The sequence below is a fragment of the Pantoea sp. X-Soil-YNGN-775 genome (assembly GCF_059730575.1).
In genome coordinates, this window is record NZ_AP035946.1 from 216,616 (window position 1) to 232,302 (window position 15,687).

Sequence of the window (15,687 nt, forward strand, 5' to 3'; positions counted from 1 at the left end):
TACAACTACTGGTGAAAAGGATTCATGAATGACGCTTTTGCGATTAGCGCCTCTCAACCTGTTACGTACTTTCGAAACAGCTGGCCGGACAGGATCTTTTGCGCTCGCAGCCGCTGAACTGGAACTGTCGCCCAGCGCCATCAGTCATGCCATTCGTAAACTGGAAACCCTGCTAAAAGTTCGGCTTTTTCAGCGCAGCACGCGGGAAATCACGCTAACGAAAGAGGGGGCAATACTGCTTGAGCACATACAGCGCGGGTTCAACGAAATGCAACAGGGGCTTTCATTAGTTACGGCTGATGAATCCAGACCTTTACGCCTTCATACCGCTCCGAGTTTTGCTCATCAGTGGCTGTTACCCCGGCTCGGCAGTTTTATACGTGAGAACCCACAGATCGATCTGCGGCTTTCGGCCAGCACCGAATATGCGCGTTTTGAGCAGGATGACTTCGACCTCGACATCGTATATGGCGAACCTCGACCATCCCCCTATGAAAAAATTCCCCTTGCCGTAGAGGAACTTACGCCTCTGTGTTCCCCACTGCTGGCTGAAAGGCTAATGAAGCCGGAAGATCTCTATGCGCTGACATTGATTCAGTGTGATGTGCAGTTATATCAGTGGAAAGGGTGGTTTGAGGCGAATGATATGAAGCCGCCCCGACATTACGGGCTTCGTTTTGACCGCAGTTTTATGGCCATTGCTGCCGCAGTCGACGGGTTAGGGGTTGTACTGGAATCGAAGTTGCTCGCTGAACGCGAAATTGCAAGCGGCAGGCTGGTATGTCCGTTGGTGAACAGTACCAGTGAAATCCACTACATCGGACATTATCTGGTTTTTCCGCAGCATCAGCACATGCATTTTGCGCTGGAGACCTTCAAAACGTGGCTACTTAGTGAACTTAATCTCGCTCAGCTCAGATGATCCTGCTCACATTTTTACGGGTGATGAAGACAGGTTATTCCTCAGATAAAAAGCATTTTTGTGAGGGTTCTCACCTGCTCTCACTGAGGCAATGCGTCAATCAAACCGGTTTTTAAATCTATCTGCATGTCTGCGTTACCGGCAAAGATAGGGCTAAGAGCGGAATCAGACAGCGTTAATCCGCTGATAAATGCTCGTTGAGTTAACCGGAGTTATCGTCCGTTTCTTTTACTCGCTTCGGACATCCTGAAGCGGAGTCAGATGCAGATGGCGTGAGTCAAAAGCTAACCAGGGCCTTGATGGAAAGGGTAGCGGATAAACCCTCGGCTACTATGATGATAATGGTGGCTACTGGAATTAAACCGCCTTTTCAGACGAATTTTCGCGTAAACAGAACCGACACAATCTCTTCAAACACCTGCCGGGCATGACCCGCGCGGCGTTCAGACGATGAAAAATATCCCACATAAAAGTTAACCGCAGTTTGATAACTGTATTAACCACGGAAGCGGTCAACGCCGCGACTTTTTCAATGCTGCCGCCGCTTCAGTAGATAAGCAGAATGCAAATAACCTCAAGGTTCAGCCGCTAGCCCATTCATCAGTTGTCATCTCTGACATGCTCAGGTATAGCTTGCTGCTGGTGTCTCCGACGGGCATTCGATTTGCTGTTCGGGGTTGCATGACTTCTGCTATGAACATTAAGGGACATAAGCAGCTACGCCGGGCTGCGCACTTGATGACGTTTGTTTCTTCAGCTTTTTCAGGAATGCCTGCTGCTGATCTGTAATGGTGGCTTCAGGATCTGCAACTTACTGCGCAACTTTTGCCTCCGCTGACGAAAATGTTTATAGCGTTCACGCTATTTGCCATCATTTCATCGCAGCGACGCTGAGGCCGTTTTTATCCGGCGCGGCATGAATGACGTTATTCCGCGTCTGACCTTCTGCCGTAATATCCTCCCGGGCTGAACCAGCAGTCAGAAGCGTTTAAAGACCCGCGCCCTGGGAATTGCCAGCAGATAATAATTAGCGAATAGGATCTGCCTGCCTCTTTTACCGAACGGCCCATTATTCTGGCGTTGCATCGTATTGCCGGATAGCCGAAGTCTCAGGCGCGGCTAATAAAGCTTAATGTCAGCACTTAGAGACAGATGCTCACCAACCTCATGCAACACCCCACTAATCAGTCAGCGCCTCTGGCTCAAAAAGGATCGGTCAAACAGGCAATGTTTGCATTGACGGAATTCAGTGCCTGGTGATGTATACATGATTTTTCAGAATGGTGTCGCGCACCTGACATGCTGTTATCCCAAATAATGTCCAGTCTTAGGATCGGCTCAATTAATAAGACAAGGCAAGCCACCCTACTCAACAAGAAAATCTAACAGGAACAGTTTAGCAAGGCTGTGGTGGCCTTTAGATCATCTCATCAGGCCGGTTAATTGGCTCAATAACCGGCAGAATGAGCGGTATCAGTCAGCTTACGAGCCTGACAAACACCAAAGATATAGCATTTTTTGCTCAATAATTTTCTTTGCAAAACAAGTAATTAAAATGTGCGTGTAACCGCATTCATTTTATCAATATCAAAAGCTGATCAAGATCAAATTTCACCTCGACGTTGCGGCGTAAATTGCGCTTTCTGAGGGCAAAAGAGCAGATATTAGCCGTGTAATCGATTTCATTGTTAGCCTGTCTCTTACCGCCTCCGACAACTGTACAGCAAGGTTTTCAGGGCTTTTAACGGAACCAATATGAAGTATGGAAGCGCGTGTTTGCTAGTCCAGGCTCTGGAAATCGTTAATGGGCATGCCCCCATTATTGAGTGCTTCACTATCGAGGGGCAACGCTGCTGAAACCAGGAAGTAACAACGGTTTTTAATTGCTTATTATTTCATGCCATGAGCAGTTAAGGCTTAGTAGCGCTTTAGATAAAGACAGTTTGTAGATTACGTTACATCGTTGCACCTGATCTGAAGGAACAGCAACTTTGCATTCAAAGCGCGATCGTGTCGTATTAATGAATTCAATTTGTAATACCCGGGCCTCATTGACCAGCTCTTTTAATGTCTGCATTTATATTTTAGATGAATTAAAGCGTAGGTGGAGAGAAACTATAAGTTTCAAGTGGAAATTGATGTGGCAATGATAGGCTCTGCAAACAAAAAGAAGTTTTATAGTAAAAGATAAGTGCCTGGACTGTTAAAAATTCTGGTGGGGGTTTTTAAGATTTTCACAAATTATTTTATTAGCAGTAAAAAGACCTCGTCGATTAAGACGAGGTCTTTTAGGGATTTCAATCTTATGGCTGGCGGGCCAGGAGACTGATTTCCATTTGTGATTTACACATGATGTCATAAATCAACTTTAGCGAGTTCATTTTAATGAAAAGATCCATTGTGGCTGTGACTATTAGTGCGATTTGCGGATTAGCGATTAATACAGCACATGCAGACGCATTAACTGAGTCTGTTGCCTATGCGTTGACACATGCGCATACAGAAACAGACTGGGCTGAAGCGGCGCGAGGCTGGAATAACTTAAATGCAACGCAACAGGCAACACTTGCGGACTCATTCCAGGCTACGGGTAAATCTTCATATATTGCGGACCTGATCGGAAGCCAGATGAGCACCAGACCGGGCGGCGAGTGGGTGAACCAGCCGACAACATATTCTGATGAAATCGCAGGTAAATTGCGGGTAATTGATAACCAGCGCCGTACCGAAAACCAGAAAGTAGATCCGGTTGTTGCTGTGCAAGCACAGCGTGATGCGCTGGCGGCTGCGCACCGTGGCATCGCCGACGTTAAGGCCGCGCCTGTCACCACCACTGAACCGCCGGTAGCCCGGTCTGTGCAGGAACAGCGCGATGCGCTGGCGGCTGCGCACCGTGGCATCGCTGACGTTAAGGCCGCACCTGTCACCACCACTGAACCGCCGGTAGCCCGGTCTGTGCAGGAACAGCGTGATGCGCTGGCGGCTGCGCACCGTGGCATCGTTGACGTTAAGGCCGCGCCTGTCACCACCACTGAACCGCCGGTAGCCCGGTCTGAACAGGAACAGCGTGATGCGCTGGCGGCTGCGCACCGTGGCATCGCTGACGTTAAGGCCGCGCCTGTCACCACCACTGAACCGCCGGTAGCCCGGTCTGTGCAGGAACAGCGTGATGCGCTGGCGGCTGCGCACCGTGGCATCGCTGACGTTAAGGCCGCGCCTGTTACCACCACTGAACAGCCGGTAAAAGATAGCGATGCAACTGCATACCGCACCGCCGTTAATGAACAGATTGCACAGCAGCAGCGCAATGATTCCCAGCAGCAGCGCAATGAATCACAGCAGATCCAGACGGCTGCCAACGACGTAAAAGCAAATGCGGCGGGCATTCAGACTAACGCTGCCGAGGTTCAGGCAAACCGCACCGCCATTCTGGCGGACGGCGAAGCGATCCAATATAACGCGGCTCGCATCGATACCAACGGCGAAGCCATCAGCGCTAACCGTGAAATCATCCAGCACAATAGTGCTCGCATTGATCAGAACAGCGCCCGCCTGGACAATGCAGAGAAGAGCATCAAGCACAACTCTGACCGCATCGCAGAGAACAGCAAAAAGATTAAGCAAATCGGCGATAACGCTGCCGCTATGTCTTCTCTTCACTTCGACGCTAACCACGATAGCTGGGCGCTCTCTACGGGTACAGCGAACGGAGAGGGCGCAGGCTTCGCCGCCGGGGTGCAGAAAGGGGTAACTGAACACACTGCCGTATCTTTCCAGGCGTCTACCGATTCTTTCGGCGGCTGGATGGCTGGAGCAGGTGTGCACGGCGACTTCTGATAAATCTAAACCCGCCTGTGCGGGTTTTATTATCGCGCACTCGTGCACGCATGTGGGAGTGGCCCTATGCGATGGTTTGATATTGCTGCGCTGACTGTCTTGCTGTTCGTTATGTTGGCGCTTTCATGTTTCATAACGATAGCCGCGCTTACGCAGGCTTTTGAAGGGTGGATGTGATGAATACTGATCAAGTAAAAGCGTGGTTGATGGTGCACGCGAATGGTACTGAGCTGGTAACACAGCAAGAAGAGCACGCGAAACAGGTGGCGCAACTGAAGTTCTGGACGGTTTATCCACTGAAACCAGAAGAGGGAAGTAATGCCGCTAACGTGGGGATTGTCTGCGCAGGTTAGACACTTTCGCAATGAACTCCGCCGCGAGCGTCACCGCTGACGCGAGTCAGAGAAGCGGTTCGCACAGACCCGCTAGTGGATCCAGATACAGGCGGAAATGAATTATCAGGTTAATTTGTGGCACAGGGACGCGCCGCCTGCTCAAAAGATACCAGAGGTGTCAGATTATTATGAATAAGAAGGGAATGTCGGTTCAAATCGTCATTACAGCGACTGATGCTGAAGGGCACGCGGTTGAAGTCATGAACTGCACACAGCAAGATAACGGCGAAGCGATGAAGGTTCATATGAATGTCGTTGACGAATTTCAGACTATTGCCGTGATGGCAATGGCGGCAGCGGCATCCAGCGTACTACGTAAAGGCGAACCGTGCGATTGTCCGGTTTGTACCGAACGCCGGGCGTTGGCTGTGGCGGCGGGAGTGCCTGAAAAGGTTGCTAAACGCGCAGTCCTTCATTAACGTTCAAAATCACGCCCGGGAGTGAAAGCACTTTGCCGGGAAACCGTTCAGTTTGAGGGTGAGGATAGTTTCAGAATAAACAAACTGGCAATTGGTTTTCCGTTGTTGCGGTTTTTACTGAACCTGCATGTTCTGAAAAGCATATTTCCGCGGCAGTTTTCGGTGGCGCTTATGGCCGGATAAGTTATGCCTGAACTCAACGTTATATGTCAGTCGCTATAATAAAAAATGTAGCCATGCAGAATATAGTCTCAGAATAATCACCTAAAAAAGAAGTTAGTTATGTGTGATTTACAGCGCAAAGCAATAAGTAAAATCGCTGTTCAGCCCAAGGCGGCAGGGTTGTTAACGATTTAACTAATGCAAAGCCGACATGACACTAAAGGCATAATCAGTATGGAAAAGTTATTCGCTGTTGCCGTTATTGCAGCGTTAATGACTGGCTGTATCACACAGACATCCGCTCAGCAACATGCCAGGCATTACGTCTATTACTTTATGGAGGCCGATAATATCAATAGGGCGGTAGATAAAATGAGTTCTGTAAAGGCTTTGCAGCCTGCATTTGAGTATATCTACGATGCAGGGAAATCGGCTCGCAGTGCAGGTTTAACGGCGATAGAGGCTGAAGCCGAAGCTAAACGCATTACACTGCAAATGAACGGTGAAACCAACTTTAGTCATTATAACGGCCAATCCTTCTCGCAGTCCTGGTCTGACCGGGAGCGGAAAGGCTTAAACGCTGATATTCAGGCTACTTTTCTTGATGGGTATGATGGGAAATGATGAAAAAATTACAGGTTATTGGTGTGGTGCTGACGGTGGTCGGTTGTTCTTCTGCTTCTTCGCGCATGGCTGATTGCCAGGCACAAGGCGTCAGCCGCGATATCTGTTATATGGCAGAGCAGAACCGCCATACAGCAATGGTTGGCGCAGCCGAGAAACAGGCGCTTGAGAATGCACAAATCGCCCAGGCGGCCCATAAATCTGCCGCCGGAAAGTGGCGCTATAAAAATGTAGTGGTATCACGTGATAAACTGGGCATCGTCAGCATAGACGGCAAGCCAGCCATTAAAACTGAAGAAAATGCCGGTAACCAGGTGTTTGCGGCCGGTATCAGTAATGTGATTTTTTACAAGAATGGTAAAGTCGCGCTCATGCAAAATGGCCAGTTTGAGGGCTGGATGAAGTGAGGCAGGATGAAGATTTGAAACTTATTCGCCAGCTGCATCAGGAAACCATGCTGGCGATGCAGCGGCAGATCCGTGACGAACGTGAGGTGTTATTCCTGCCTATCGGGATATGGAAAAAAATCTCTGTCTGTGTCGCTTCCGTTGTGTTCGCCTTTATTCTGGTTGAATGCCTGCGCGGCAACGGCATTCACTGGCCAGTAAGTTAATATCTGACAAATATAAAGGGAGTTCCGCTCCCTTTATAAATCGGCACATATCGGCGGCATTTTCGCCTGCCGTCTTCTCATACAACCCTTGCTGAATTGAACCGCGTATTTTTAGGGGTTCAGTAAACAAGAGCGACAGATTTCGATGGCAGACGATACAGCATCTCTATCAGAAAGATCCGACGACATCTGCAACGTGCAAAGAAAGCCTTACTGTCTGCCGGCAGCAACTGCAGCAGCAGTGGCGTTATTAGCCTGACACTGCTTTCGTCAAAACCCTGGCAGCGTTTCTTTATTACATTTGTAAGTTCGTCAGCTGTTATTTCATAGCCATTTATATAATAGATTCTTGCTGCGTTTTGATTCAAACCCCGATGATTGAAATCAAGATTCAGTGGATTGGTAATGAACTCAACGGCGCTCATACTTTCAAACCATGCGATATACCTGACTATTTTCTTCATCTGGCGGATTCAACCTCTTCATGCGGACCGATCACGTCGGATAATGCATAGCGGTGCTAACACGTATTGATTGCAGATAAACCGGGTGGCGGCGTCTCAAGTGCCGTTATCACGTCAGGTCGCCAGCGGCAAACTGGCGGCGTTAAGTGCGGGCGACTGCATCGTACTCCGACAATTTCCTGGCGAATCATCTACCCTTCAGCACCGCTGAGCAGGCTGCGTCGGGGTAACCGGACAGATTATTTTGCTATCTCGTTACTTGAGCTTTTTTGTCCATTCTGAGCAAAAATCCAGATACGCTCGCACCAGGGTTGACGGATGTTTATGGCGGGCATAGACCAGGTGCAGCGGGAGGCTTTGCGTTGCGATCCCGGGTAATAGCTGTATCAGTTCACCGCTTTCCAGCCAGGGCCGGACAGATATATTCAGCAGCTTTGCGATACCCATTCCCTGCAGAGCATAATGAAGTAATCCCTGAACGTTATTAGTGGTAAAGAAGGGCGCGTATTTTACTTTTTCCGCTTCCGCGTTCCATTCAAAAAAACCGCGATTCAGCGTTTCCCAGGCAACAATCGGTAGCCGGGCCATTTCAGTCAGCGTCTTCGGGGTGCCGTGACGCGCCAGTAATGCCGGGCTGGCTACAAACACCGTTTCCATATTCATGACGGGCTTAGCGATCACCTCATCGGTTTTTAAATCGCCCATTCTCAGCGCCACATCGATACCATCTTCGAATAAATCGACCACCCTTTCGCTGGAATGACAAAATACGCTGATATCAGGATAGCGTTGCTGAAATGCGATCAGTAAATCCCACCACAGTGAGAACTCAGGCGGGACCGACAGGCGCAATTTGCCCTGAAGCGTGTGGGCTGAGGTGACAGACTTTTGCGCATCTTCCAGCAGTTCGACGCCCAGACGGGCCTGTTCAAAAAATTGTTGCCCGCGATGGGTGGGTTTTACCCCCTGTCGTGAGCGTTCCAGCAGTTGCACCTTCAGGGCCTGCTCAAGCTCATTAATCTTGCGGCTCAGGGTGGAGATCGGCACGCCCATTCTGTCACTGGCCGCCGAAAAACTGCCGGCATTCACCACGGCGATGAACAATTTCGTAGCGTTAAAATCCACTGTGTTTTCCATATATGGGCATCAGGTTTCTATTTTTGACGATTCCTTTCCATTATGTAAAGCGTAACATTTTGCCTGTGTAATTTTCTGCAGGAGCAAAAAATGAATAATCGCGTCACTAAAATCCTGAATATTCGCTATCCACTAATACAGGCACCGTTGTACTTCCTGACCAATGCGGAACTGGTCGCTGCCGTTTCAAATGCTGGTGGGCTGGGTACGCTGGGCCCGCACGCCGGTCAGCAAAGTCTGCCGGGCTCACGTTATGTGGCACTGGACCGCATGCGGGAAGAGATCAGAAAAGTGAAAAAGCTGACCAGCAAACCCTTTGCTGCCACCGTGATCAACGGCCCGGCCATGGATTTTTGGCGGCCCACCGCAGAAATGCTGGTTGAAGAAGGCGTGGAAGTGGTGCTGCTCAATGAGCTGCTGGACGCTGAAATTTTTGATTTCTTTAAAAGCCACGGCATAAAAATCCTTTATCGCGCCCTGACGCCGACCATCGCTAATTCAAAAGAAGCCGAGCGATTAGGGGCCGACATCATCATCGCCACCGGATTTGATGAAGGAGGCACCGTGCCAACCCGGGTGATTGGCACCTTCAGCATCGTTCCGATGATCGCGGATAGCGTAAAAGTCCCGGTCATCGCCGCCGGCGGTATTGGTGATATCCGTGGCGTGCGTGCTGCCCTGGCGCTGGGAGCGGAAGGGGTTTATGCCGGCAGCCTGTTTTTAACTGCAGACGAGAACCCCGCCGCTGACAAGGTTAAACGGCTGATTGTCGACTCAACGGCGGAGGAGTTACTGCTGTTCCGCACGCTGCCGGCTTATTACCGTACTTTACCCACCGATCTGAGCCCTGCACTGGCAGAACTGGATGCGCAGGGCACCGATCGGGACGCCATGTTCAAAGCGATGAACGGCTATCACTCGCTGTGGCAGGCCATGAGGCTCGGCAATTTTGACCAGGGCATCGTGTCCACCGGGACCGGTATTTCCGTCATCAAATCCATTCGTCCGGCGGCAGATATTGTTTCTGAACTTATGCAGGACTTCAAAGAGTAACAGCGCACCGTTAACGCCATTACTCAACAGACTGACCGCGACGCCTGAAAGAGTCAGGGCAGGGTAAGGTGGCAGAGGGGAAAGCGGGTGATGACTGCAGCAAGCGAAGCGTGTCAGATACCACAGCCAGGACAAGACAAACGAGGCGTGAGCTGAACAATGCTGACCACAGTCACAGCCACAGCCATTCACCCTGAGACCCGGACGACTGGCTCTATATCTGACGCTGCGGATCAATCAGCGCCAGCTGCAGATGATGCTCTATAAAGTCTGCTTTGAATGCGCTATAGCGATGCGCATCGTTATTATACAGCGATGCTGCCGCGCGCTTTATCCCGGCATATTTTTCGGCGATATCGCTGTTTTTCCTCAGGTAATCACGGAAAGCAAGATGTCTTAATATCTGTGTATCGCCGACTGCAAACGCATGTAGCTGATGGCTGCGCCTGTCACCACCCTTAATGAAGTAGCGTCGCCCTGCAATTCCGTTCTCACCGCGCGCAACGTATCCGGCGCGGGCCATTGCAGAGCGGTATTTATCCAGTGGGTTGATATCGTACACTTCCAGCAGTATATCGATAACGGGTTTTGCTGCGAGGCCAGGCACCGCCGTACTGCCAATATGATGAATATCTTTAACTATCTTACCTAAAAATGTCTTTATTAAGGCACTTTCTGCCTTAAACATTTCCGGCCACTGTTTATCGTACGGCACCACAACAACTGACCGCATAGCTAGCTCCTCTTTGCCCGATGCTATTTACCCTGTCACAGAAATATACCTTCATCCCCGCACCATCCCGCTTCTTAACGAGGTGAAATCAAGCTGTTAGCCGCCTAAGTTTGCCGGGCATATCATTTAACTGTCATTTGTCTCCCTTAAGATGTCAGTTTTCCTTCATGGACGTTAACATTATGAAAATAAAAACCATTGCCTTGATTATCGGTTGTGCGCTCTCTTTATCAACGTTAGCGGCACAGCCTCAGGCTGAGCACTATATTGTCAGTTTTCCCGAAGGTACGCGCGTAAGCTACAGCGGCGCTTTCGCCAGCGCGTTTCCACAGGGTTTGCCGGTAGGGATCGGCTCCGGCTTGCTGTTTACCGGCAAGCAGGGCGACGCGCTCACCTTCGAAACCGTCACCGATCGCGGACCGAATGCCGACTCGCCTGATGTGGGTAAAAAGGAGGCGAAGATTTTCGTTACGCCAGACTTCGCCCCGCTGCTGATGAAGATTCGGGTGCAGAACGGCAAAGCGGAGGCCACGGATGCGCGGCCGCTGCATGACGAAAAGGGCAATGTGAACGGCTTACCGCTACAGGATGGCGTCATCGGCTCAACCAATGAAGTCGCGCTCAGCGATACCCTGAAAGTGCTGCATGGCGATAACCGGGGTCTGGATACGGAAGGCATTACGCCTGACGGCAAGGGCGGATACTGGCTGAGCGATGAGTATGGCCCGTTCCTGATTAACGTTGATCAGCGCGGTAAGATTCTGGCGATTCACGGGCCGCAGGCCGCGGAAGGAGAGAAATCGATCGCCGGTGGTCTGCCGAATATTCTTAAGTGGCGCCAGCCAAATCGTGGCTTTGAAGGCCTCACCCGCATGCCGGATGGCCGTATTATCGCCGCGGTGCAGAGCACGCTGGATATCGAGGGTAAAAGTAAAAAGCAGGCGCGCTTTACCCGCCTGGTCAGCTTTGATCCGGCGACCGGGAAAACCGCGATGTATGGTTACCCCATCGACAGCGAGGCTTACGCTAAAAACAGCGACGCGAAAATTGGCGATATCGTGGCGATCGACAATCAGCATATCCTGCTGATTGAACAGGGCAGCAGCAAAGACGACGCAATGCGTAACCTTATTTATAAGGTGGACCTGAGCCGGGCTACCGATCTTGCCGCATTCGATAAGCCTGACGACTACCCGGAGTTTGACGATGAGAAAACGCTGGCGCAGCGCGGCATTAAGCTCGCGGCTAAAACGCGGGTGGTCGATTTACGTCAGCTCGGCTGGCAGCAGGAGAAGGCCGAAGGGCTGGCGCTGATTGACAATAAAACCCTGGCGGTGGCTAATGACAATGACTTTGGCGTGAAAACGGTGATGAAAAAGCCGGTTGAAGGCAAGAAGCGCAAGGATTATCGGGTGAACGAGCAGGGGACGCTGACGGTCGATGATAAGCCGGTGGCCACCACTATCGGCCTGAAGCCGCTGGAGAAACCCGAGTCAGATAGCGAGTTGTGGATCGTAACGCTGGCGGAACCGCTGAAATAAAGCTTCTCCTCACTCCAGGCTGTCTCCGTTAATCGCATCACGGATTGTAAAAGAGCCGGATTCAGCCTGGCTTTAGCGTCGCCAGATAATACCCGCCGCTTTATCATCAGGTGAGGCAGTACGCCGCTCTGCGTTTAACCGGTCAGACGTCCCTTCACCGTGTTGCCGTTGGGTTTAGCCATGCAACAGCGTGGCATTCAACAGCAGCAGCTCACTTTTTTAACGCTGTTACCCCGGCCGTCTATGTTACAGACAGCGCTGCGGCCGCTAATAAACATGTGGTGGCAGCGCTTGCGCGAGGCGCGAAGGTCGCCTTATCCAGCCGGAATCCGCGTGCCGCAAGATCTTAAAGCGAATGGCTGAAACTAAGATTTTGCGTCGGTTTCAAGCGCAGCCAGAATGGCGGCTTCCATTTTCTGCGGGGTAGTGATCGGTGCAAAACGCCTGAGCGGTTTGCCGTTACGTCCGATCAGGAACTTGGTGAAGTTCCACTTGATCCGACCCCCCAGCACGCCGGGCAATTGGTCTTTCAGGTACCGAAACAGCGGGTGCGCGGCGGCTCCATTGACGTCCACTTTCTCAAACATCGGAAAGCTCACGCCGTAGTTGATCTGGCAGGTCTGGGTGATTTCGTCGGGCCCGCCGGGTTCCTGCTTTCCGAACTGGTTGCAGGGAAACCCAAGCACCACCAGACCCTGGTCAGCGTATTTTTTATACAGCGCTTCAAGGCCTGCGTATTGCGGCGTGAAGCCACAATGGCTGGCGGTGTTAACCACCAGAACCACCTTGCCAGCATAGTCGGCCATCGGGACAGGCTGGCCACGCAGGCTGGTGGCAGTCAGTTGATGAAAAGGGGTCATGACGGCATCCTTAAAGCAGAATTATTTGACGTCGACAGTGCAACGTCGTGCGATGCTGCACGCGCTGTGAGGCGGGGCGAGCAGCAGATATTATGACGTCAGGCTTTACGGCAAGGTCAATGAAGTCGGCGGTTATGCTGGCTTTAGTCTGGTAAAAAGCCTTTTTGGCCCGGCCACTCTGCTCTGTTCGCGTGCTCATACTGTAGGCGATACCTATTGATCGCGCCGAATAACAAGGTGACCGGGACTGACCTGCGGCCCGGAGTTTAACGCACCCTCATCTGACCCGTGTCCATTTTTGCCACCAAAGCTGGCATTTTGCCATCATCCTGCTGCTATGTATCAGCAACGGAGGTGAGCTGTTCGACGCTGTTTTTGCTGGCTGCTGAGCAGAGGCAGGCCTGGCGCGTGTGAAAGGGCTGGCAGCGACATTCTCAGGCAACGTTGCTCAGTATCTGTTTTGCCTGAATGTAATCGTAAGAGGTCACTTCAATCTTGTTATTACTGAGATCGCTAAAGTATACCGACATCGAAACATCGTGGTCACAGGCGGTATAAGGGATTTCATGGTGTTTGAGGCGGGGTAATAGGGAGCTAAAAAAGGGGGGCTTCCACGCCGAACGCCATGGTATGGCCAGGATGCTGAGATTTTCTCAGGAATAGAGAAAGCGATGCGCCATGATTCCTTATCACCAGCGGTCCACCCTGTTTGAACCAGAAGGCGAGTGCGTTATCGCGTGAAAATCCGAGGATCTCTTGATACCAGCGCTCTGCGTGCTCAATATGGTCAACGTAGACATGTATATGATCTATATTAGCTATCTTCATACTCTGTCTCCCTGCTGTATATTACCGGCAATACTCGCTGAAGTATGACGAATAAACCATCTGCAACGTGCCTGATAGTCCTCACCCCGCACGTGCGATCAAATCTCACTGTTACTCAGATTGAAACGATGGCGCTATTTCATCTGAAGCAACGCTTTAAACACCGGTCAAAATCCGCCGGACATCAATAATTTTTTAGTGAGAATATCAATCACAGGGTCTTAACGATAGCCATGACAAAGCCGTCCCATCCCTTTTCGCCCACAGTCTGTATGGCGGTGGCTTCAAGGCGCTGATCCTCCGATATCATTTGAATAAACTTGCGGAGCCCTTTTACGTTAGGATCTTCATTATCGGCATCAAGGACTTTACCGCCACGCACCGTGTTATCGCCAACAATAACCGTACCAGGTTTCGACAGTTTGATTGCCCATTCCAGATAATGTGGGTTATTCACTTTATCGGCATCAATTAAAATAAGATCAAAGTGGCCGCTAAGCGTGGGCAAGAGATCCAGTGCAGCACCGGTGAGCAGTTTAACGCGCTCAGTAAGTCCTGCCTTATCTATATTCTGACCGGCAACTTCAGCATGATGCTTATTGAACTCAAGGGTCGTTATGCTTCCGGTTGGGGGTAGAGCTCTTGCCATCCAGATCGTGCTGTATCCTCCAGGCGTACCAATTTCAAGCACCTGTACAGCACGTGTCATCCGGATGAACATTGCCAGCATTTTGCCTTGTAATGCAGATACATCGTGTGTCGGTAGCCCTTTCTCTGCATTGTTGGCGAGCGCATATTTTAAGTCTGAATCTTCATTTTATATGGGTTTGAGTTCTGACCGGGCGGATTATTCATCAACAACATGGCCGCCGGATCCCGGTCAGGCCCTGCACGTCTGGTTAAAAGGATGCAGTTACTGCACGGCCCCGCAGGTGAGCCGTGCAGCAGACGCTTTATTCAACAGTGACAACGATTTTACCTACCTGACCGTTTGCTTCCATATAACGGTGCGCATCAGCAATTTCATCGAACCTGAATGTTTTATCAATTACCGGTTTAAGTTTGCCGCAACGCAGGCCGTCGGTGACGAAGGTTTTTGCGCGCGCCATTTTTTCCGGATCGGTGGTGATTTCGAACAGCTCATAGCCACGCAGGGTGAGGTGTTTACCAAGAAGTTCGAACACCGGTACCTGCATGTCACGGCTATCGAGCGCGCCATACTGGAAGAACACTCCCTGGGGTGCCATGACCCGCATCAGCTTTGCCACGTCCGGGCCGCCTACAGGATCAAAGACAATATGGGCACCCTGATCATTGGTCAGGCGATTGATTTCAGCGACCATATCCTGTTCTGCCGTGGCGATAACGGCGGCTGCCCCGGCTTTAATCAGCATCTCACGCTTCTCGCTGGTGCGGGTCAGGGCCACAGGGTTTGCGCCCAGCATATTCGCTATCTGAATGGCTGCCAGCCCAACGCTACTTGAGGCTGCGCGGATGATGACATTCTGCCCGGCCTGCAAATTACCGTACTCAACCAGCGCACCGTAAGCGGTTACGTACATCATCCAGCTCGCGGCGGCCTGTTCAAAGGAGAGATTTTCTGGCTGTTTCACCACCGCATGTACAGGTGCGTTAACCCGTTCGCCATACATGCCGTATTCACTGAACATGAACGACGGGATCACGCTGACTGCATCCCCGCAGGTAAAACCGTCGACGTTTTCACCGACTGCCTCAACCACGCCAGCCGCTTCATAACCCAGACGCGCCGGGAATTCGGGTTCGATCACATACTGACCCGTGCGGTACATAATTTCCGCCCGGTTAACACCTATTGCCTTTACGCGAATCTGAACTTCTCCTGCAGCCGGTGTCGGCACCGGTACATCAACAATTTCCAGAACCTCGGGACCACCGGTGCGGTTAAAGGTAACAACTTTAGACATTTTCAGACCTCGTCAGTTAGCAGGATAGCTTACGGGTAGCGCAGAGCGCACACCCGATTCATCTGCGACTAATCTACGTGGTTGTCATCGCTGTAAAAATAGTCGTTGAGGAACGACAGTGTTATTAATCCGGTAACAATCAGCGGCCTCAGT

At 51.0% G+C, this 15,687-nt stretch carries 16 protein-coding genes and 1 pseudogene; 10 read left to right on the forward strand and 7 right to left on the reverse strand.

Going from position 1 to position 15,687, the window contains the following annotated elements; translation table 11 throughout:
- Positions 1-28 precede the first annotated feature (28 nt).
- The 7 genes from AC6I8I_RS20880 to AC6I8I_RS20910 all read left to right on the forward strand — a co-directional run bounded on the left by AC6I8I_RS20880 (position 29) and on the right by AC6I8I_RS20910 (position 6,972).
- Positions 29-922, forward strand: coding sequence for a LysR substrate-binding domain-containing protein (locus AC6I8I_RS20880; RefSeq protein WP_497820851.1), 894 nt, complete (start codon positions 29-31; stop codon positions 920-922).
- Between the two features lie 2,628 nt (positions 923-3,550).
- Entirely contained in the window at positions 3,551-4,759 is a 1,209-nt protein-coding gene (locus tag AC6I8I_RS20885; RefSeq protein ID WP_497828855.1) for a hypothetical protein, read from the forward strand.
- A gap of 176 nt (positions 4,760-4,935) precedes the next feature.
- Positions 4,936-5,112 carry a hypothetical protein gene (locus AC6I8I_RS20890; RefSeq protein WP_497828856.1) on the forward strand — a complete coding sequence of 59 codons (177 nt, stop codon included), beginning with the start codon at positions 4,936-4,938 and terminating at the stop codon, positions 5,110-5,112.
- A gap of 170 nt (positions 5,113-5,282) precedes the next feature.
- Positions 5,283-5,573 carry a hypothetical protein gene (locus tag AC6I8I_RS20895; RefSeq protein ID WP_312053831.1) on the forward strand — a complete coding sequence of 97 codons (291 nt, stop codon included), beginning with the start codon at positions 5,283-5,285 and terminating at the stop codon, positions 5,571-5,573.
- Between the two features lie 396 nt (positions 5,574-5,969).
- A complete protein-coding gene (locus AC6I8I_RS20900; protein ID WP_312053832.1) occupies positions 5,970-6,359 on the forward strand; it encodes an Exc2 family lipoprotein in 390 nt (129 codons plus the stop codon).
- A gap of 23 nt (positions 6,360-6,382) precedes the next feature.
- Entirely contained in the window at positions 6,383-6,766 is a 384-nt protein-coding gene (locus AC6I8I_RS20905) for a hypothetical protein (protein ID WP_312053834.1), read from the forward strand.
- A gap of 14 nt (positions 6,767-6,780) precedes the next feature.
- Complete coding sequence (locus AC6I8I_RS20910; protein ID WP_312053835.1) at positions 6,781-6,972, forward strand: hypothetical protein; 192 nt, start codon at positions 6,781-6,783, stop codon at positions 6,970-6,972.
- Positions 6,973-7,091: 119 nt separating this feature from the next.
- Here the strand turns inward: AC6I8I_RS20910 and AC6I8I_RS20915 are convergent, their stop codons facing one another.
- Positions 7,092-7,436: a hypothetical protein gene (locus tag AC6I8I_RS20915; RefSeq protein WP_497828857.1), complete on the reverse strand. Its 345-nt coding sequence runs from the start codon at positions 7,434-7,436 to the stop codon at positions 7,092-7,094.
- Between the two features lie 85 nt (positions 7,437-7,521).
- Between AC6I8I_RS20915 and AC6I8I_RS20920 the strand changes: the two genes are divergently transcribed.
- Entirely contained in the window at positions 7,522-7,647 is a 126-nt protein-coding gene (locus AC6I8I_RS20920; RefSeq protein ID WP_497828858.1) for a hypothetical protein, read from the forward strand.
- Between the two features lie 44 nt (positions 7,648-7,691).
- Here AC6I8I_RS20920 and AC6I8I_RS20925 read toward each other — a convergent pair whose 3' ends face one another.
- Positions 7,692-8,561: a LysR family transcriptional regulator gene (locus AC6I8I_RS20925; RefSeq protein WP_497828859.1), complete on the reverse strand. Its 870-nt coding sequence runs from the start codon at positions 8,559-8,561 to the stop codon at positions 7,692-7,694.
- Positions 8,562-8,663: 102 nt separating this feature from the next.
- On the opposite strand from AC6I8I_RS20925, the gene AC6I8I_RS20930 reads away from it, so the two are divergent.
- A complete protein-coding gene (locus AC6I8I_RS20930; RefSeq protein WP_312757886.1) occupies positions 8,664-9,626 on the forward strand; it encodes an NAD(P)H-dependent flavin oxidoreductase in 963 nt (320 codons plus the stop codon).
- A gap of 214 nt (positions 9,627-9,840) precedes the next feature.
- Here the strand turns inward: AC6I8I_RS20930 and AC6I8I_RS20935 are convergent, their stop codons facing one another.
- Positions 9,841-10,359: a GrpB family protein gene (locus tag AC6I8I_RS20935; RefSeq protein WP_497828860.1), complete on the reverse strand. Its 519-nt coding sequence runs from the start codon at positions 10,357-10,359 to the stop codon at positions 9,841-9,843.
- Positions 10,360-10,541: 182 nt separating this feature from the next.
- On the opposite strand from AC6I8I_RS20935, the gene AC6I8I_RS20940 reads away from it, so the two are divergent.
- Positions 10,542-11,900, forward strand: a complete 1,359-nt coding sequence (locus tag AC6I8I_RS20940; protein WP_497828861.1) for an esterase-like activity of phytase family protein — start codon at positions 10,542-10,544, stop codon at positions 11,898-11,900.
- A gap of 365 nt (positions 11,901-12,265) precedes the next feature.
- On the opposite strand, the gene AC6I8I_RS20945 is transcribed toward AC6I8I_RS20940, so the two are convergent.
- The 4 genes and pseudogenes from AC6I8I_RS20945 to AC6I8I_RS20960 all read right to left on the reverse strand — a co-directional run bounded on the left by AC6I8I_RS20945 (position 12,266) and on the right by AC6I8I_RS20960 (position 15,534).
- Positions 12,266-12,760, reverse strand: a complete 495-nt coding sequence (locus AC6I8I_RS20945) for a glutathione peroxidase (protein ID WP_497828862.1) — start codon at positions 12,758-12,760, stop codon at positions 12,266-12,268.
- A 594-nt stretch (positions 12,761-13,354) separates the two neighbouring features.
- Positions 13,355-13,588: a VOC family protein gene (locus AC6I8I_RS20950; RefSeq protein WP_497828863.1), complete on the reverse strand. Its 234-nt coding sequence runs from the start codon at positions 13,586-13,588 to the stop codon at positions 13,355-13,357.
- A 211-nt stretch (positions 13,589-13,799) separates the two neighbouring features.
- A pseudogene (locus tag AC6I8I_RS20955) lies at positions 13,800-14,402 on the reverse strand (O-methyltransferase); the annotation flags it as partial.
- 139 nt (positions 14,403-14,541) lie between these two features.
- Positions 14,542-15,534, reverse strand: a complete 993-nt coding sequence (locus AC6I8I_RS20960) for a zinc-dependent alcohol dehydrogenase family protein (protein WP_497828864.1) — start codon at positions 15,532-15,534, stop codon at positions 14,542-14,544.
- Between the last annotated feature and the right edge of the window lie 153 nt (positions 15,535-15,687).

Coding starts and splice junctions, on each gene's coding strand:
- AC6I8I_RS20880 (WP_497820851.1), top strand. CDS start 29: ATGACGCTTTTGCGATTAGCGCCTCTCAACCTGTTACGTACTTTCGAA.
- AC6I8I_RS20885 (WP_497828855.1), top strand. CDS start 3,551: ATGAGCACCAGACCGGGCGGCGAGTGGGTGAACCAGCCGACAACATAT.
- AC6I8I_RS20890 (WP_497828856.1), top strand. CDS start 4,936: ATGAATACTGATCAAGTAAAAGCGTGGTTGATGGTGCACGCGAATGGT.
- AC6I8I_RS20895 (WP_312053831.1), top strand. CDS start 5,283: ATGAATAAGAAGGGAATGTCGGTTCAAATCGTCATTACAGCGACTGAT.
- AC6I8I_RS20900 (WP_312053832.1), top strand. CDS start 5,970: ATGGAAAAGTTATTCGCTGTTGCCGTTATTGCAGCGTTAATGACTGGC.
- AC6I8I_RS20915 (WP_497828857.1), bottom strand. CDS start 7,436: ATGAAGAAAATAGTCAGGTATATCGCATGGTTTGAAAGTATGAGCGCC.
- AC6I8I_RS20930 (WP_312757886.1), top strand. CDS start 8,664: ATGAATAATCGCGTCACTAAAATCCTGAATATTCGCTATCCACTAATA.
- AC6I8I_RS20935 (WP_497828860.1), bottom strand. CDS start 10,359: ATGCGGTCAGTTGTTGTGGTGCCGTACGATAAACAGTGGCCGGAAATG.
- AC6I8I_RS20940 (WP_497828861.1), top strand. CDS start 10,542: ATGAAAATAAAAACCATTGCCTTGATTATCGGTTGTGCGCTCTCTTTA.
- AC6I8I_RS20945 (WP_497828862.1), bottom strand. CDS start 12,760: ATGACCCCTTTTCATCAACTGACTGCCACCAGCCTGCGTGGCCAGCCT.
- AC6I8I_RS20950 (WP_497828863.1), bottom strand. CDS start 13,588: ATGAAGATAGCTAATATAGATCATATACATGTCTACGTTGACCATATT.
- AC6I8I_RS20960 (WP_497828864.1), bottom strand. CDS start 15,534: ATGTCTAAAGTTGTTACCTTTAACCGCACCGGTGGTCCCGAGGTTCTG.